This is a genomic window from Frigoribacterium sp. AC512, assembly GCF_979258295.1.
Genome location: NZ_OZ409850.1, coordinates 995,780 through 1,012,637, shown reverse-complemented (window position 1 = coordinate 1,012,637; position 16,858 = coordinate 995,780). Strand labels below are relative to the sequence as shown.

At 72.2% G+C, this 16,858-nt stretch carries 14 protein-coding genes; 6 read left to right on the top strand and 8 right to left on the bottom strand.

What is annotated here, in order from left to right; all coding sequences use genetic code 11:
- Positions 1-15: 15 nt before the first annotated feature.
- Positions 16-1,149, bottom strand: a complete 1,134-nt coding sequence (chvE, locus tag ACZZ97_RS04580; protein ID WP_314100917.1) for a multiple monosaccharide ABC transporter substrate-binding protein — start codon at positions 1,147-1,149, stop codon at positions 16-18.
- Positions 1,150-1,531: 382 nt separating this feature from the next.
- Here chvE and ACZZ97_RS04575 point away from each other — a divergent pair, with 382 nt between their 5' ends.
- Entirely contained in the window at positions 1,532-2,224 is a 693-nt protein-coding gene (locus ACZZ97_RS04575) for a YceI family protein (protein ID WP_192041950.1), read from the top strand.
- Positions 2,225-2,413: 189 nt separating this feature from the next.
- On the opposite strand, the gene ACZZ97_RS04570 is transcribed toward ACZZ97_RS04575, so the two are convergent.
- Positions 2,414-3,376, bottom strand: coding sequence for an ADP-dependent NAD(P)H-hydrate dehydratase (locus ACZZ97_RS04570; protein ID WP_463472405.1), 963 nt, complete (start codon positions 3,374-3,376; stop codon positions 2,414-2,416).
- 85 nt (positions 3,377-3,461) lie between these two features.
- Here ACZZ97_RS04570 and ACZZ97_RS04565 point away from each other — a divergent pair, with 85 nt between their 5' ends.
- Together ACZZ97_RS04565 and ACZZ97_RS04560 are read left to right on the top strand one after the other, a co-directional pair.
- Complete coding sequence (locus ACZZ97_RS04565; protein ID WP_463472404.1) at positions 3,462-4,097, top strand: HAD family hydrolase; 636 nt, start codon at positions 3,462-3,464, stop codon at positions 4,095-4,097.
- Positions 4,094-5,257, top strand: a complete 1,164-nt coding sequence (locus tag ACZZ97_RS04560) for an NADH:flavin oxidoreductase/NADH oxidase (RefSeq protein ID WP_463472403.1) — start codon at positions 4,094-4,096, stop codon at positions 5,255-5,257. The genes ACZZ97_RS04565 and ACZZ97_RS04560 overlap by 4 nt, the downstream gene beginning before the upstream one ends.
- 63 nt (positions 5,258-5,320) lie before the next feature.
- On the opposite strand, the gene ACZZ97_RS04555 is transcribed toward ACZZ97_RS04560, so the two are convergent.
- The 3 genes from ACZZ97_RS04555 to guaB1 form a co-directional block, all read right to left on the bottom strand.
- The gene (locus ACZZ97_RS04555; protein WP_314101768.1) at positions 5,321-6,358 is read right to left on the bottom strand and encodes a hemolysin family protein; all 1,038 of its coding nucleotides are present in this window, start codon (positions 6,356-6,358) and stop codon (positions 5,321-5,323) included.
- Positions 6,355-7,779, bottom strand: a complete 1,425-nt coding sequence (locus ACZZ97_RS04550; RefSeq protein ID WP_314101770.1) for a hemolysin family protein — start codon at positions 7,777-7,779, stop codon at positions 6,355-6,357. Before ACZZ97_RS04550 ends, ACZZ97_RS04555 begins: the two co-directional genes overlap by 4 nt.
- Before the next feature lie 150 nt (positions 7,780-7,929).
- Entirely contained in the window at positions 7,930-9,366 is a 1,437-nt protein-coding gene (gene guaB1, locus ACZZ97_RS04545; protein WP_463472402.1) for a GMP reductase, read from the bottom strand.
- Between the two features lie 123 nt (positions 9,367-9,489).
- On the opposite strand from guaB1, the gene ACZZ97_RS04540 reads away from it, so the two are divergent.
- Complete coding sequence (locus ACZZ97_RS04540) at positions 9,490-13,305, top strand: multifunctional oxoglutarate decarboxylase/oxoglutarate dehydrogenase thiamine pyrophosphate-binding subunit/dihydrolipoyllysine-residue succinyltransferase subunit (protein ID WP_314101774.1); 3,816 nt, start codon at positions 9,490-9,492, stop codon at positions 13,303-13,305.
- Positions 13,306-13,389: 84 nt separating this feature from the next.
- Here ACZZ97_RS04540 and ACZZ97_RS04535 read toward each other — a convergent pair whose 3' ends face one another.
- Complete coding sequence (locus ACZZ97_RS04535; protein ID WP_314101776.1) at positions 13,390-13,830, bottom strand: GNAT family N-acetyltransferase; 441 nt, start codon at positions 13,828-13,830, stop codon at positions 13,390-13,392.
- Between the two features lie 57 nt (positions 13,831-13,887).
- On the opposite strand from ACZZ97_RS04535, the gene ACZZ97_RS04530 reads away from it, so the two are divergent.
- Positions 13,888-14,331 (top strand): hypothetical protein, encoded by a 444-nt coding sequence (locus ACZZ97_RS04530; RefSeq protein ID WP_463472401.1) that lies wholly within the window; start codon positions 13,888-13,890, stop codon positions 14,329-14,331.
- Positions 14,332-14,368: 37 nt separating this feature from the next.
- On the opposite strand, the gene ACZZ97_RS04525 is transcribed toward ACZZ97_RS04530, so the two are convergent.
- The gene (locus ACZZ97_RS04525; RefSeq protein ID WP_123546403.1) at positions 14,369-14,611 is read right to left on the bottom strand and encodes a zf-HC2 domain-containing protein; all 243 of its coding nucleotides are present in this window, start codon (positions 14,609-14,611) and stop codon (positions 14,369-14,371) included.
- A complete protein-coding gene (locus ACZZ97_RS04520) occupies positions 14,608-15,393 on the bottom strand; it encodes a sigma-70 family RNA polymerase sigma factor (protein WP_463472400.1) in 786 nt (261 codons plus the stop codon). Before ACZZ97_RS04520 ends, ACZZ97_RS04525 begins: the two co-directional genes overlap by 4 nt.
- Before the next feature lie 39 nt (positions 15,394-15,432).
- Between ACZZ97_RS04520 and aroA the strand changes: the two genes are divergently transcribed.
- On the top strand, positions 15,433-16,851 hold the full coding sequence (gene aroA, locus ACZZ97_RS04515; protein WP_463472399.1) for a 3-phosphoshikimate 1-carboxyvinyltransferase: 1,419 nt from the start codon (positions 15,433-15,435) through the stop codon (positions 16,849-16,851).
- The last annotated feature ends 7 nt before the right edge of the window (positions 16,852-16,858 follow it).

The window sequence follows — 16,858 nt, the reverse complement described above, 5'->3', positions numbered from 1 at the left end:
TGCCGGGTGGTGGGGTCAGAGACCCACGTCGCCGGCGTCGACGAAGCCGGACTCGACGAGGACGGACTGCACGTCGTCCTTCGTCACGACCACCGGGTCGAGCAGGTACGCCGGCACGACCTTGACGCCGTTGTCGTACGTCTCGGTGTCGTTCGTCTCGGGCTCCTCGCCCGCGACGATGGAGGCGATCATCGCCTGCACCTGGGTGCCGAGCTCACGCGTGTCCTTCCAGACCGTCATCGACTGCTGGTCGGCGAGGACCGCCTTGACGTTCGCGACGTCGGCGTCCTGGCCGGTGATGATCGGCCAGTCCGTGCCGGCCTGGTAGCCGGCCGCGTCGAGGCTGGCCTCGATGCCGAGCGCGAGGCTGTCGTTCGGCGAGAGAACGACGTCGACCTTGTCGCCGCCCGTGTAGAACGACTGGAGGCGGTTGTCCATCTCGGCCTGGGCGTCGTCCGAGCCCCAGCCGAGGATGCCGATGGCCTTCCAGCCGTCGTCGTCGGCCGGTGCCTTGCCGCTCGGCACGGTCAGCACGCCGCTCTCGACGTAGGGCTGCAGGACGTCCCACGCGCCGGCGAAGAAGAAGCCGGCGTTGTTGTCGTCGGGGCTGCCCGCGAAGGGCTCCATCGTGAACGGGCCCTTCTCGCCGTCGGCGAGGCCGAGCTGCTCCTCGATGTACTGGCCCTGCAGCTGGCCGACCTTGTAGTTGTCGAACGTCGCGTAGTAGTCGACCGCCTCGGTGCCGTTGATGAGGCGGTCGTAGGCGATGACGGTGACGTCCTGCGAGGCCGCGTCCTCGAGCACGGGGCCGAGGGTCTGCCCGTCGATCGCGGCGACGACGAGGATCTTCGCGCCTCCCGCGACCTGGTTCTGGATCTGGCTGATCTGCTGGTCGGTCTTGTTGTCGGCGTATTGCAGGTCGACGGTGCAGTCGTCGCCCTCGAGCTTCTCCTTGAGGCCCTCGCCGTCGTTGATCCAGCGCTCGAGGCTGCGCGTCGGCATGCTGATGCCGACGTTGCAGTCGGTGCCGGCGGCGTCGTCCCCGCCGCCGGAGGAGCCGCCCGAGGAGCCGGCGGGTGCGCAGGCCGCGAGGCCGGCCACGAGGCCGAGCGTCAGGGCCGCCACGGAGAGCGTGCGTGCTGTGGTCATGGTGCGGATCCTTCCGATGGGATCTGCCCGGGCGACGGGTCGCGGCTCCCTCCGGGTGCGTGGGGAGCGTCGTGGCCGTGGTTCGTCGTCGAACCGGTCCAGATCGAGCTGTACTTCGCTGTAGTGCTCGAGGCCGACGAGGGTGCGTCGGCTATTTGTTGGCTCTCGGAACATATAGCCGAGAGGAGGCGCGCGCCAGGGCGAGGAGGCGTCGTTACCGAATCGAGATGAACGATGCTCGCATCTGCCCTGGTCGAGGGGCGGTTGCCGCGCCTGCACCTTCCCAGCGCCGTCCTAGGGTGACGCGTCATCATCCTGGGCAGGCGCCTCCTCCGTGCCGACCAGCCCGAGCAGCACCCGAGCCGACCCCAGGAGACACACCATGAAGAAGAAGACCGGAATCGTCCTCGGAGTCGCAGCGGTCGTGGTGGTGGGCCTCGGTGTCACCGCCGCGGTCGCCGGCCCCGCCTTCTACCGCGACGTGATCGTCGGCGAGCCCGAGGCCGCCCCCACCGTCTCCGTCACGCCCGGCGCGACGACGATCGACACGAGCGACCTCAGCGGCGCCTGGACCGTCGGCGACGGCAGCACCGCGGGCTACCGCGTCGACGAGGTGCTGAACGGCACCGACGTCACCGTCGTCGGCACGACCGACCAGGTCACCGGCACCGTGACGGTCGAGGGCGACTCGGTCACGGCCGCCACGATCGACGTCGACGTGGCGAGCATCGCCACGGACAGCGGCAACCGCGACGGCTACTTCCGCGACGACGCCATGGAGGCCTCGACCTACCCGACCGCGACCTTCGTGCTGACCCAGCCCATCGACGCCGGCGTCCCCGCCGACGGCGACGTCGAGACCGTCGAGGCGACGGGCGACCTGACAATGCACGGCGTCACGCAGAGCGTCACCGTCTCGCTGCAGGCCGCGCTCTCGGGCGACGGGGTGCAGATCAGCGGCTCGGTGCCGGTGACCTTCAGCGACTACGGAGTCGAGGCGCCGAGCTTCGGCTTCGTCCAGGTCGAGGACTCGGGCACGGTGGAGTTCCTCGTCTCGGCGACCCCCGCCTCCTAGGGGCCGCCCTCTCGGCGGGGGCCGCCCTCCCGGCGGGGCCGCCCTCCCGGCGGGGGCACGTCGTCCAGCCGCCTCCCACCGGCGAGGAGGTGTGGTGTGTTCTCCCTGAGGCTGATCCGTCACGTGACGGAGCGCCAACCTGTCCCCCGATCCGTCACGTGACGGAGCGTCGGCCCGTCCCGTGATCCGTCACGTGACGGAATAGGCTCCACGCGACTCTGCCCCTCCTGCTCCGACGCGCAGCAGGGCGGCGATCGTCGCCGGCAGCGCGTCGACGAGGCCCAGCACGGTGAGTGGCCCTCCGGCGCTCGCACGCTCGGCGGCCAGGCCGTGGACGACCGCGGCGGTGGCCGCGAGGCGGGCCAGGGCGTCCTCCCGTGCGAGCGCCTCGTCCGCGTGGGTGGCGACGAGCGCGCCCAGCACGCCGCCCAGCGCGTCGCCCGCACCGGCCGTCGCGAGCCAGGTCGGCGCGCTCTCGGCCACGAGCCGGGTGCCGCCGGGCGAGGCGACGTGCGTGCGGTGGCCCTTGACGAGCACCGTGCACCCCCACTCCCCCGCCGCCCGCACCGCGGCCTCGGCCGGGTCGGCGGCGACCTCGTCGACCGACCGACCCGAGGCCCGCGCCAGCTCGCGGAAGTGCGGCGTCAGCACGACCGGCCCCGTCGCCCGCTCGCGCAGCGAGAGCGCACCCGCGTCGAGGACGAGGGGCAGCCCCGAGGAGGCGGCCGTCTCGAACCCCTCCGCGGTCTCGTCGTCGAGGTGGTCAGGGTCCACCCCCGAGCCGAGCAGCCACGCCTGCACCCGGCCGGGGCTCGTCACGGCCTCCGGCCGTCGGTGCAGCACGAAGTCCGAGGCGCGCGACGGGCCGAGATAGCGGAGCATGCCGACGCCGGTGTGCAGCGCGGCCTCCACGCCGAGGACCGCGGCCCCCGGGTACGCGGTCGAGCCGGTCACGACGCCGAGCACGCCGCGGCTGTACTTGTCGTCGTCGACCGCCGGGACGGCGATCCAGGCAGCGGCGTCGGCGGGCGTCCAGGCGGTGAGGCGGGAGTCGGCGGGGCGCGAATCGGCGGGGCGCGAATCGGCGGGGCGCGAATCGGCGGGGCGCGAATCGGCGGGGCGCGAATCGGCAGGGCGGGAGTCGGTGGTCACGCCCCGACGCTAGTCGGGCTCGCGACGCCGGCGTCCGGGCCCCCGCCCGAGCCGAGACGGCCGGGGCCGCCGATACGGTGGGTCGATGAGCATCTCGATCCCCGGCCGCACCGTCGTCTTCGACTACGGCGAGGTGATCTCCCGGTTCCCCGACGACGCCTCGCGTCGGCGCATCGAAGAACTCGCCGGGGTCGAGCCCGCCGCGCTCTGGGCCAGCTACGGCACCCACCGGCACGCCCTCGACCACGGCCGGCTCACCGCCACGGGCTACTGGCGGGCCGTCGAGGCCGACACCGGCGCCGACTGGTCGCGCACCCGGGTGCACGAGCTCTGGGCAGCCGACTTCCCGTCGTGGTTCGTGCCCGAGCCCGGCACCCTCGACGTCATCGCCGACCTGGCCGACGGCGGCACCCGCCTGGCGATCCTCTCGAACGCGGGCCAGGACTTCGCCTCGCCCTTCAGGCACTCGCCCCTCGGCGACCTGTTCGAGCAGGTGTTCGTCAGCGCCGAGCTCGACGACCTGAAGCCATCGGCCTCGATCTTCCGGCACGTGCTCGCCGAGCTCGGAACAACCGCAGCCGACACGGTGTTCATCGACAACAGGTCCGACAACGTCGAGGCCGCCCAGGCCCTCGGCATCACCGGGCACCTGTTCACCGGCCCCGAGCCGCTCCGACGATTTGTCGAGGGGCTCGCGGGCCACCCCACCGAAAGGCGATGACCGCTCTCGTGACCCAGACGGACGCTGCACCCTCGACCACCCCCGACATCTCTCCCGCCTCGACGCAGGGCGGCTCCCCCGTCGGCCTCTTCGACGCCGTCACGCTGCGCGGCCAGACGTTCCGCAACCGGCTCTGGGTCGCGCCCATGTGCCAGTACTCGGCCGAGAAGGAGGACGGCGTCGCCACCGACTGGCACCTCGTGCACCTCGGCTCGCTGGCCCGAGGAGGCGCCGGCGCCGTGATCTCGGAGGCCGCGTCGGTCACCCCCGACGGCCGCATCTCGCCGCAGGACCTCGGCATCTGGAACGACGAGCAGGTCGAGGCACTCAAGCCGATCACCGCGTTCGTCCGCTCGCAGGGCTCGGTCCCCGGCATCCAGCTCGCGCACGCCGGGCGCAAGGCGTCCACGTTCCGCCCCTGGAGCGAGGCCCAGGGCTCCGTCCCCGAGGCCGAGGGCGGCTGGCCGACGGTCGCGCCCTCTGCGGTCGCCTTCGAGGGCTACGCCGTGCCGCGGGAGCTGACCCGTGACGAGATCGACGGGCTCGTGGAGGCGTTCCGCGCCGCCGCCCGCCGCTCGGTCGAGGCCGGCTTCGGGCTGATCGAGCTGCACGCGGCCCACGGCTACCTGCTGCACCAGTTCCTCTCGCCGCTCAGCAACGAGCGCACCGACGAGTACGGGGGCTCCCTCGAGAACCGGGCGCGCCTCCTCGTCGACGTCGTCCGCGCCGTGCGGGCCGAGGTCGGCGACGACCTGCCGCTGCTCGTCCGCTTCTCGGCCACGGACTGGGCCGAGGGCGGCTGGGACGAGCACGAGACGGCCACCGTCGCCGCCTGGTCGCGCGACGCCGGCGCCGACCTGTTCGACATCTCGACCGGCGGGCTCGTCGCCGGGGTGACGATCCCGGTGGGGCTCGGCTACCAGGTGCCGTTCGCTCAGCACGTGCGCGAGACGGCCGAGGTCGAGACCGGGGCCGTCGGCCTCATCGTGTCCGCGCAGCAGGCCCAGGCCGTCGTGGCCGAGGGCCGGGCGGACGTCGTGCTGATGGCCCGCGAGTTCCTCCGCGACCCGCACTTCCCGCTGCGCGCCGCGGCCGAGCTGGGCGTCGAGCTGGACTACTGGCCCGAGCAGTACCTCCGGGCGCCGTTCCGCACCGCGTAGCCCCGCGGACGACGACGGCCGCGCCGACCCCTCGGGGTCGGCGCGGCCGCCGTTCGTGCCGGGCTACGACCGCCTGGTCGCGTCCTGCACCTCGCCGATCAGCTCTTCGAGGATGTCCTCGAGGAACAGCACGCCCCGGGTGTCGCCCCGCTCGTCGAACGACCGGGCGACGTGCACGCCGCTCCGGCGCATCGTCGCGAGGGCGTCCTCGAGGTCGGTGCCCTGGTAGATCGAGATCAGCTGGCGGATGCGCTTGGGCGGCACCGGGTCGCCGAACTCGTCCTCGTCGAGGTCGATGACGTCCTTGAGGTGCAGGTAGCCCGTCGGGTCGCCGCCGTCGTCGACGAGCACGTAGCGCGAGAAGCCGTTCTGGGCGACGGCCCGCTCGACGTCGCCCGGGGTGGCGTCCTCGGGCAGGGTGACGAGGCCCGACATCGGCACCGCCACGTCGTCGACCGTCTTCTCGGTGAACTCGAACGCCGCCTGGAGCGTGCCGCTGCCGTCGCGGAGGGTGCCCTCCCGCTGCGACTGCGCCACGATCGTGGCCACCTCGTCGACCGTGTAGGCGCTGGCGGCCTCGTCCTTCGGCTCGACGCGGAACGCCCGCAGGACGGCGTTGGCCGACCAGTTGAGCGACACCACGACGACGTGCAGGAGGCGCGCCACGGCCACCAGGGGCGGTGCGAGCAACAGCGCGGCCTTGTCCGGCAGCGAGAACGAGATGTTCTTCGGCACCATCTCGCCGAGCACGACGTGGAGGAAGGACACCAGCAGCAACGTGATGACGAAGCCGACGACGCTCACCAGCTGCTCGCTGAGCCCGGTCAGGCCGAGCGGGCCCTCGAGGAGGTGGTGGATGGAGGGCTCGGAGACGTTCAGGATGAGCAGGGAGCAGATCGTGATGCCGAGCTGGGTCGTCGCCAGCATCATCGTCGCGTGCTCCATGGCCCAGAGGGTGGTCTTGGCCGCCCTGCTGCCGGCCTCGGCCTTGGGCTCGATCTGAGACCGGCGCGCCGAGATGACGGCGAACTCCGCCGCCACGAAGAACGCGTTGCCCATCAGCAGCAGCACGAGCCAGACGATGCCCCACCAGTCGCTCATCGGGCCGACTCCTTCTGGCGGGCGTCGACGCCGCGCATCGAGGCCGGCGCGTCCGACCTGCCCGCCCGCTCCGCCCGGCCCGGGCGCTCCGAGCGACCACCGCGCTCGGGCTGCTCGACGACCTCGTCCTCGGGCGTCGGCGTGAACCTGATCCGGTCGATGCGCCGTCCGTCGAGCCGCTCGACGCGGAACGTGCCCGCCTCGGACTCCACGACGTCGCCGACGACGGGCAGGCGCCCGAGCTCGCTCATCACCCAGCCGCCGACGGTCTCCCAGGGGCCGTCCTCCGGCACCGAGACCGACGCGCGCTCGAGCAGCTCGTCGGGGCGCAGCAGCCCGGGGAACGTCAGCCAGTTGCGCGAGCGGACGACGTCGACGCGGCTGCGGTCGTGCTCGTCAGACACCTCGCCGACGAGCTCCTCGATGAGGTCCTCCAGGGTGACGACGCCCGCCGTGCCGCCGTACTCGTCGACGACGACGGCCATCTGGTAGCCGCGGCCGCGGACCTCGCCGAGGAGGTTGTCGAGCGTCATGGTCTCGGGGACGCGCACGGCGTCGGTGAGCAGGGCCGAGACCGGGACGTCGGCCCGCTTCTCCCGCGGAACGGACACGGCCTGCTTGACGTGGACGAGGCCGACCACGTCGTCGATGCCGTCGTCGGTCACCGGGAACCGCGACAGGCCGGTGCGCCGGGCCAGCTGCAGCACGGTCTCGGCCGAGTCGGTGCGCGTGACGGTCGAGAGGCGCGGCCGCGGCGTCATGACGTCGGAGGCCGTGTGGTCGCTGAACGCGAGGGTGCGCGCCAGCAGGGTCGCCGTGTCGAGGTCGAGGCTGCCCTCGAACGCCGAGCGGCGCACGAGCGACGAGAGCTCCTCGGCGGTGCGTGCGCCGGACAGCTCCTCCTTGGGCTCGATGCCGACACCCCGCAGGATGGCGTTCGCCGTGTTGTTGAGCAGGGCGACGGCGGGCCGGAACACCGTCGTGAAGCCGACCTGGAACGGGATCACGAGCTTCGCCGTCCGCAGCGGCAGCGCCAGCGCGAAGTTCTTGGGCACGAGCTCCCCGACGATCATCGAGAGCAGGGTCGCGACGACGATCGCGACGACAGGCCCCGCGACCGTGACCACGGGCTCGGGCAGGCCCACCCCGAGGAGGGGCGGCGCGAGCAGCCGGGAGATCGCCGGCTCCATCGTGTAGCCGGTCAGCAGCGTCGTGAGCGTGATGCCGAGCTGGGCGCTGGAGAGGTGCGTCGACGTGATGCGGAGGGCGCCGATCGTCGGCGCGAGCCCCTTCTCGCCCTTGGCCTGACGGGCCTCGAGGTCGGAACGGTCGAGGTTGACCAACGAGAACTCGCTGGCGACGAAGAGGCCGGTGCCGATCGTGAGGACGATGCCGATCGCGAGCAGGATCCACTCGTTCACGAGGACGGAGCACCCCCCCAGGGAGCGGGATGGTGGGAGGGTGCAGCGGGCTGAGACGGAGGGTCATCCATAGAGAGGGAATCTTAGCCGCTGGACGCCCCGTCCGTCACCGGTCGGCCCCATCTCGTCACGAGCGGCCAGGGAGCCTCGTCACCAGCTGACGGGGAGCGCCTTGCCCTCCTCGTAGCCCGCCGCCGACTGGATGCCCACGAGGGCCCGCTCGGCGAACTCGGGCAGGGTGCGCGCACCCGCGTAGGTGAACGAGCTGCGGACGCCGGAGGTGATCATGTCGAGCAGGTCCTCGACGCCGGGCCGCAGCGGGTCGAGGTAGATGCGCGACGACGAGATGCCCTCGGCGAAGAGCGTCTTGCGGGCGAGCTCGAAGGGGTCGAGGCGGCCGAATCGGCCCTGGACGGCCTTCGTCGACGCCATGCCCCAGCTCTCCTTGTAGAGGCCGCGGTCGTCGGTCGCCAGCTCGCCGGGCGCCTCCACGGTGCCGGCGAACCACGAGCCGATCATCACCGACGACGCGCCCGCGGCGAGGGCGAGGGCGACGTCGCGCGGGTAGCGGACGCCTCCGTCGGCCCAGACGTGCGCGCCGAGCGACCGGGCTGTCGCCGCCGTCTCGAGGACGGCGGAGAACTGGGGGCGGCCCACGGCGGTCATCATCCGGGTGGTGCACATCGCCCCGGGGCCGACGCCGACCTTGATCACGTCCGCGCCCGCGCCCACGAGGTGGCGCACCGCCTCCTCGGTGACGACGTTGCCGGCGACGATCGGCAGGCCGAGCTTCGCCGCGGCGACTGTCTTCACCGCGGCGACCATGCCGTCCTGGTCGCCGTGCGCGGTGTCGAGCACGAGCACGTCGACGCCCGCCGCCGCGAGCGCCCGGGCCTTCTGCTCGACGTCGCCGTTGATGCCGACGGCGGCCGCGACCCGGAGGCGGCCGTCGCGGTCGAGGGCCGGCTGGTAGATCGTGGAGCGGAGCGCGCTCTTGCGGCTCACCGTGCCGACGACCTGGCCGTGTCGCAGCACGGGCGCGAAGTCGATCTCGGCGGCGACCATGCGGTCGAAGGCGGCCCGAGGCGAGTCGACGTCGTCCGCGTCGAGCGAGGTGAGGGCGCCGTGCAGCAGGTCGCCCAGCACGGCGTCGCGCGGCGCGGTGGCCAGCCGGGAGGCGGCGATGCAGCCGAGGAACCCGCCGTCGGCGTCGTGGAGCACGATGCCGTGCCCCTCGACGGCGGGCACGCGGGTGAGGGCCGTGGCCACGGTCTCCCCCGGGTCGAGCGACCAGGGGGTGTCCCACTCGACGGGCTGCGACTTGACCCAGCGGATGGCCGCGTCCAGCTCCTGGAGCGGCATGTCCTGCGGCAGGACCCCGAGGCCGCCGCGCCGGGCGAGGGTGGCCGCGAGGCGGGGGCCGGTGACGGAGTTCATGTTGGCCGAGACGATCGGGACGGTCGCGCCCGTGCCGTCGCCCGGCGCCAGCGAGACGTCGAGCCTGCTCGTCACCGACGAGCGGCTGGGCACCAGGAACACGTCGGAGTACGTCAGGTCGTGGGTCGGCGTCGTCTCGTAGAACCTCATGGGCCAACGGTAATCCCTGCGGGTCGTCGGGACGCGGCCAGGCGGACGTTGTTAAGCTGGTCCTCGGCGGGCGCCGCTGCCCGCCGTGACATCGAACGATCAACGGAGAGTGGGCGATCGGCTGTGACGAGCCACGTGACGGGAACGACCGACGAGGGTGCCTTCGGGGCCAACGAGTGGCTGGTCGACGAGCTCTACGAGAAGTGGGTGGTCGACAAGTCCGCGGTCGACGAGTCGTGGTGGCCCGTCCTCGAGGCCTACACGCCCTCCAGCGGCTCCGAGGCCGCGACGACGGCCGAGGCCCCCGCCTCCGCACAGGCCCCCGCCTCCGCCGAGGCACCCGCCGCCGACCAGGCGTCCGGCGGCGAGGCGCAGGTGCCCGACGAGGTGACCGGCGCCCCCGGTGAGAACGAGCCCGCCGCGCCCGCGCCTGCCCCGGCCGCCCCCGCCGGCAAGAAGGCCGCCAAGACCACCTCCGTCGAGCCGTCGGAGAAGCCGATCCCGGCCGAGTCGCCCGCCAAGGCCCCCGAGAAGCCCCGCAGCAGCGCCGAGCCCGCGCCGGAGCCCGAGGCGAAGGTCGCTCCCCTCCGCGGCATGGCCAAGTCGCTCGCCACGAACATGGACGCGAGCCTGAGCGTCCCGACCGCCACCAGCGTGCGCACCGTCGCGGCGAAGCTGATGATCGACAACCGGATCGTGATCAACAACCACCTGAAGCGCGCCCGCGGCGGCAAGGTCTCGTTCACGCACCTCATCGGCTGGGCGCTCGTCCAGGCCCTCAAGGAGTTCCCGAGCCAGAACGTCTTCTACGACGAGGTGGACGGCAAGCCCTCGGTCGTCACTCCGGCGCACATCAACCTCGGGCTCGCGATCGACATCCCGAAGCCCGACGGCACGCGGGCCCTGCTGGTCCCGGGGATCAAGAAGGCCGACGAGATGACCTTCGCCGACTTCCTGTCGGCCTATGAGGACGTCGTCCGCCGCGCCCGCGACAACAAGCTGACCGCGGCCGACTTCCAGGGCAACACGATCTCGTTGACGAACCCGGGCGGCATCGGCACGGTCCACAGCGTGCCTCGCCTGATGAAGGGCGCGGGATCGATCATCGGCGCCGGCGCGCTCGACTACCCCGCCGAGTTCCAGGGCACGTCGTCGAAGACGCTCGTCGAGCTCGGCATCGGCAAGACGGTCACGCTCACGAGCACCTACGACCACCGCGTCATCCAGGGCGCCGGCTCGGGCGAGTTCCTCAAGAAGGTCAACGAGCTGCTGATCGGCCAGCGCGGCTTCTACGAGCAGATCTTCGCGGCCCTCCGCATCCCGTACGAGCCCATCCACTGGAACCCCGACATCAACGTCAACCTCGCCGAGCGCGTGGGCAAGACGGCCCGGGTGCAAGAACTCATCAACAGCTACCGGGTCCGCGGCCACCTCATGGCCGACATCGACCCGCTGCAGTACCGCCAGCGCAGCCACCCCGACCTCGCCATCGAGAGCCACGGCCTGACCTTCTGGGACCTCGACCGGGAGTTCGTCACGGGCGGCCTCGGCGGCCACACCTCCGCGCTGCTGCGCGACATCCTCGGCATCCTCCGCGACTCGTACTGCCGCACCATCGGCGTCGAGTACATGCACATCCAGGATCCCGCGCAGCGGGCCTGGGTGCAGCAGCACGTCGAGGTGCCCTACGTGAAGCCGTCGCACGACGAGCAGATGCGCATCCTGGCGAAGCTCAACGAGGCCGAGGCGTTCGAGACGTTCCTGCAGACGAAGTACGTCGGCCAGAAGCGCTTCAGCCTCGAGGGCGGCGAGTCCGCCATCGCCCTGCTCGACACCGTCATCCAGCAGGCGGCCCGCGAGGAACTCGAGGAGGTGGCGATCGGGATGGCGCACCGTGGCCGCCTCAACGTCCTCACCAACATCGCCGGCAAGACCTACGGGCAGATCTTCCGCGAGTTCGAGGGCACGCAGGACCCGAGGACGGTCCAGGGCTCGGGCGACGTGAAGTACCACCTCGGCACCGAGGGCGAGTTCACGAGCGCCACGGGCGAGACGATCCCCGTCTACATCGCCGCCAACCCGTCGCACCTCGAGGCCGGTGACGGCGTGCTCGAGGGCATCGTGCGCGCCAAGCAAGACCGAGGCCCGAAGGGCGTCTTCGGCACGCTCCCCATCCTCATCCACGGCGACGCGGCGATGGCCGGCCAGGGCGTCGTGGTCGAGACCCTGCAGATGTCGATGCTGCGCGGCTACCGCGTCGGCGGGACCATCCACGTGGTGATCAACAACCAGGTCGGCTTCACGACCCCGCCGTCCGAGTCGCGCTCGTCGATCTACTCGACCGACGTGGCGAAGACGATCCAGGCGCCGGTGTTCCACGTCAACGGCGACGACCCCGAGGCCGTGGCCCGGGTCGCCGAGCTCGCGTTCTCGTACCGCCAGCAGTTCAAGCGCGACGTCGTCGTCGACCTGATCTGCTACCGCCGCCGCGGCCACAACGAGGGCGACGACCCCTCGATGACGCAGCCCTTGATGTACAACCTCATCGAGGCCAAGCGCAGCGTCCGCACCCTCTACACCGAGGCCCTCGTCGGCCGCGGCGACATCACGCAGGAGGAGTACGACGGCGCGCACCGCGACTTCCAGGACCGCCTCGAGCGTGCCTTCCAGGAGACGCACGCGGCCCAGACCGGCTCGATGCCCGTCATCACCGACGACGGCGGCGACGTCGACGACCTCGAGCGACCTCGGTCGCAGCGGGACGACGCCTCGGGCGAGCCCGAGAGCACGGGCGTCGACCTCGACCTGATCCACGCGATCGGCGACGCGCACGACAACCCGCCCGAGGGCTTCTCGGTGCACCCGAAGCTGTCGCAGCTGCTCAAGAAGCGCGTCGACATGAGCCGGAACGGCGGCATCGACTGGGCCTTCGCCGAGCTGCTGGCGATGGGCTCGGTCCTGACCGAGGGCACCCCGGTGCGCCTCGCTGGCCAGGACAGCCGCCGCGGCACCTTCGTGCAGCGCCACTCGGTGCTGCACGACCGGGAGAACGGCCAGGAGTGGCTGCCCCTGCAGAACATCACCGACGACCAGGCGAACCTCTGGATCTACGACTCGCTGCTCAGCGAGTACGCGGCGATGGGCTTCGAGTACGGCTACTCGGTCGAGCGGGCCGACGCGCTCGTGATGTGGGAGGCGCAGTTCGGCGACTTCAGCAACGGCGCGCAGACGATCATCGACGAGTTCATCTCGAGTGCCGAGCAGAAGTGGGGCCAGCGCTCGAGCGTCGTCCTGCTGCTGCCGCACGGCTACGAGGGGCAGGGGCCCGACCACTCGTCGGCCCGGATGGAGCGGTTCCTCCAGATGTGCGCGGAGGACAACATGACCATCGCACGTCCCTCGACCCCCGCCTCCTACTTCCACCTGCTGCGCCGCCAGGCGTACGCGCGCCCCCGCCGCCCGCTGGTCGTCTTCACGCCGAAGGCGATGCTGCGCCTCCGCGGCGCGACGAGCGGCGTCGACGCGTTCACGAGCGGCCGCTTCGAGCCGGTGCTCGACTGCACGCGCGTCCAGGACCCGTCGGCGACGAAGCGGATCGTGCTGCACTCGGGCAAGATCCACTACGACCTCACGGCCGAGCTCGACAAGCGCGGCGTGCAGGACGACATCGCGCTCGTCCGCCTCGAGCAGCTCTACCCGCTGCCTCTCGACCGCATCCGCGAGGTGCTGTCGCGCTACCCCTCGGCCGAGATCGTCTGGGCCCAGGAGGAGCCGGAGAACCAGGGCGCCTGGCCGTTCGTGGTGCTCGAGCTGCAGAAGCACCTCGACCGCCGGATCGCGGTCGCCTCGCGACCCGCGTCGGCCTCGCCGGCCGCGGGCTCGACCAAGGCGAGCGCGGCCCAGCAGGCCGAGCTGATCGCGGCGGCGCTCACGCTCTAGCGTCCACGCCCCGCACCGACGAGGACGGCCGCCCTCCCGCAGGAGGGCGGCCGTCGCCGTTCGCGGTGCGGCGGTGTCGAGGGGTCAGACGAGCTTCGAGTAGCGGACGCCGGCCTCGTGGTAGCCGCGCTTGCGGTAGAAGCGGTGGGCGGAGTCGGTGGCGGCGGCCGAGACGGCCTCGAGCGTGCGGGCTCCGTGGCCGCGCGACCACTCCTCGAAGTGCTGCAGGAGGTGCGAGCCGGTGCCGTCTCGACGGGCCGCCTCCCCGACGACCAGCAGCAGCAGCTGCGCGGTCGGGGCGTCGGCGTTGTAGGCCCAGCGCACGTGCGCCCCCGCGACGGCGACCACGCGGCCGTCGTCGCCCCGCACGACCCAGGTCTCGTGGCCCGCGGCGGCGGTCAGGTGGGACAGGCGGGCCGAGAGCACCTCGGCGTCGAGCGAGTGGCCGAGCAGCCCGATGAGGGCCACCAGGTCGTCGAGGTCGTCGGACGTCGGGCTGGCGAGGATCTCCACCGTGGCGGTCATGCGACGACGCTAGCGCAGGTCGACGACCTGTGACGTCGGACGATAGGGTCGATCGTCATGGGTCTCTTCACACGGAACTCGACGCCCGAGCAACACGTCGCCGACGAGGCAGCCCGCTTCGTCAAGTCGGTCGCGAAGGGCGGGCACCGCGACGACGTGGCCTCGCTCGACTTCAGCCCGGGCTCCGTCCGCTCGCTCGACGCGGTCCTCGCCCGCCACCGGGGCGACGTCGACGTCGACGGGGTGCCCGACGCGGTCTCGCTCGGCGCCGCCTGCTACTTCTTCGAGACGGTGCGCCGCGAGTACGGCGGCCGGCTCTGCTCCGGCACCGGCAGCGACCCGCTCGTGCTGGTCGTCGGCGAGCCGGACTTCCGGCTCTGCGTGCCGGCCGTCTCGAAGGTCGTCCAGCGCACGGGCGACGCGGGCGACCCCTCCCTGCAGCTGCTCTGGGACGACGTCGTCGCGCACGCGGCACGTCGCGAGGACGCGACGCTGGCCTGACCGGCCAGCTGCCCAGGGTCCGGACGGGCTCCGCGGCCTAGTGCGAGGCCTGCAGGTCGCGGATCCGTGCGAGCACGGTCGAGCGCAGGTCCTCGGGGGCCGTCTCCTTGCAGGCGCGCTGCACCGCCTCCGTCAGCACGATGCCGACCTTGTGCTCACCCGAGCAGTCGGCGCAGGTGGCCATGTGCTCCCGGATGTCGGCGGCGTCCTCACGGCAGAGCTCGTCGTGCAGGAACTCCTCGAGCTCGGCCTTCGCCTTGTCGCAACCGCAGTCGGTCATTTGGTGCTGCCCTTCGATGTCGTGCCGGCCGGCACCGCGATCCCACGGTCACGGGCGTAGTCGGCGAGTAGTCCCCGGAGGAGTCGGCGGCCGCGGTGCAGACGGCTCATCACCGTGCCCACGGGGGTCTTCATGATGTCGGCGATCTCCTGGTACGAGAAGCCCTCGACGTCCGCGAAGTAGACCGCCATGCGGAAGTCTTCCGGCACTTTCTGGAGGGCGTCCTTGACAGCGCTGTCCGGGAGGTGGTCGATCGCCTCGGCCTCGGCCGAGCGGGTGGAGCCGGAGGTGCGGGTCGCCGACTCGGCGCCGCCCATCTGCCAGTCCTCGAGCTCGTCGATGGTGCCCTGGTACGGGTCGCGCTGCTTTTTGCGGTACGTGTTGATGAACGTGTTGGTCTGGATCCGGTACAGCCAGGCCTTCAGGTTCGTGCCCTGCTGGAACTGCCGGAACGCCGCGAACGCCTTGACGAACGTCTCCTGGACGAGGTCGGAGGCGTCGGCCGGGTTGCGCGTCATGCGCATCGCCGCCGCGTAGAGCTGGTCCATGAACGGCAGGGCCTGTTCCTCGAACAGTGCGCGCAGGTCGGGCTCGCCCTCGTCCGACGCCTCGACGGCCGCCACGGCCTCGACGGTCGCCTCGGCGACGCCCACGCCGGCCTCGACGGGGTCGGGTGCGGTCGCGCTGGTCGCGGGTGTGGGCTCGTCGCCCTCGGGGGTGATCATCACGGCCGATTCTAGTTCGGCCACGGTGATCCGCCTCGGTGCAAGTGCTGTGGGCACGTGTCCTCCAGGTCGTCGCTGCATTACCCTGGTGAACCGATGCAGGTGTACAGGTATTCCGGGCCCGAGTTCTCTCCCTACGACGACGGCGGCGTTCCGCCCACGGTCGACGACGGGCGCTGGGTCGCGCCGCGCGCCGCCGGCCCGCTCCGCGCCTCCCTGTCGCTGCCCGGGTCGAAGTCGCTGACCAACCGCGAGCTGGTGCTCTCGGCCCTGGCCGACTCCCCCTCGACGCTGCGGGCTCCCCTGCACTCGCGCGACACCTCCTTGATGATCGCGGCGCTGCGGGCCCTCGGCACGACGATCGACGAGCTCGAGTCGGGCGAGCCCTTCGGCCCCGACCTCGTCGTCACGCCCGGCGAGCTCACCGGCGGCGCTACCGTCGACTGCGGCCTGGCCGGCACCCTCATGCGGTTCCTGCCCCCGGTGGCGGCGCTCGCCCTCGGCCCGGTCACCTTCGACGGCGACGAGGCCGCGCGACGTCGGCCGATGCGCGCGACCCTCGACTCGCTGCGCGCCCTCGGCGTCGACGTCTCGGACGACGGTCGCGGCTCGCTGCCGTTCAGCCTGTACGGCACGGGCGAGGTCGAAGGAGGCGACGTCGAGATCGACGCGTCCGCCTCCAGCCAGTTCGTGTCCGGCCTGCTGCTGTCGGCGCCGCGCTTCTCGCGCGGGCTGACGCTCCGCCACACCGGCGACGTGCTGCCCAGCACGCCGCACATCGAGATGACGATCGACGCGCTCGCGCAGCGCGGCGTGACCGTCGCGACGCCCGAGCCCGGCGAGTGGCAGGTGCCGCCCACGGCGATCGCCGGGCGCGAACTGACCATCGAGCCCGACCTGTCGAACGCCGCGCCCTTCCTCGTCGCGGCCCTCGTCGCCGGCGGCACCGTCTCGATCTCGCACTGGCCGGCCGAGACGACGCAGGTCGGCGCCGACCTGATCGAGCTGCTGCCGCTCTGGGGCGCGACCGTCTCGCTCGTCGACGGCGTGCTGACCGTCGACGGCGGCGACGGCCTGGTCGGCGGCGGCTCGCTGCCGGGCGTCGACGTCGACCTGTCCCGCGGCGGCGAGCTGGCCCCTGCCCTCGTCGCCCTGGCCGCCCTGGCGTCCGGCCCCAGCACCATCACGGGCATCGGGCACCTGCGCGGGCACGAGACCGACCGCCTCGCGGCCCTCGCGAGCGAGATCTCGGCGCTCGGCGGCCTCGTCACCGTGCTCGACGACGGCCTCCGCGTCGAGCCCTCGCCCCTGCACGCCGGTCAGTGGCGCACCTACGGCGACCACCGGATGGCGCACGCCGCGGCGATCATCGGCCTCGCGGTCGACGGTGTCGAGCTCGACGACGTCCGCGTCGTGTCGAAGACGCTGCCCCAGTTCGTCGAGCTCTGGGACGACCTGCTCGGCCGCCGCGTCGTCGAGCGCCCGGCCGACATCGACCTGCTCGGGTTCCTGTAGGCCCCCG

What these genes read in the sequence shown, in the direction of transcription:
- chvE (WP_314100917.1), bottom strand. Translation starts at nt 1,149, where the DNA reads ATGACCACAGCACGCACGCTCTCCGTGGCGGCCCTGACGCTCGGCCTC.
- ACZZ97_RS04575 (WP_192041950.1), top strand. Translation starts at nt 1,532, where the DNA reads ATGAAGAAGAAGACCGGAATCGTCCTCGGAGTCGCAGCGGTCGTGGTG.
- ACZZ97_RS04565 (WP_463472404.1), top strand. Translation starts at nt 3,462, where the DNA reads ATGAGCATCTCGATCCCCGGCCGCACCGTCGTCTTCGACTACGGCGAG.
- ACZZ97_RS04560 (WP_463472403.1), top strand. Translation starts at nt 4,094, where the DNA reads ATGACCGCTCTCGTGACCCAGACGGACGCTGCACCCTCGACCACCCCC.
- ACZZ97_RS04555 (WP_314101768.1), bottom strand. Translation starts at nt 6,358, where the DNA reads ATGAGCGACTGGTGGGGCATCGTCTGGCTCGTGCTGCTGCTGATGGGC.
- guaB1 (WP_463472402.1), bottom strand. Translation starts at nt 9,366, where the DNA reads ATGAGGTTCTACGAGACGACGCCGACCCACGACCTGACGTACTCCGAC.
- ACZZ97_RS04535 (WP_314101776.1), bottom strand. Translation starts at nt 13,830, where the DNA reads ATGACCGCCACGGTGGAGATCCTCGCCAGCCCGACGTCCGACGACCTC.
- ACZZ97_RS04530 (WP_463472401.1), top strand. Translation starts at nt 13,888, where the DNA reads ATGGGTCTCTTCACACGGAACTCGACGCCCGAGCAACACGTCGCCGAC.
- ACZZ97_RS04525 (WP_123546403.1), bottom strand. Translation starts at nt 14,611, where the DNA reads ATGACCGACTGCGGTTGCGACAAGGCGAAGGCCGAGCTCGAGGAGTTC.
- aroA (WP_463472399.1), top strand. Translation starts at nt 15,433, where the DNA reads ATGCAGGTGTACAGGTATTCCGGGCCCGAGTTCTCTCCCTACGACGAC.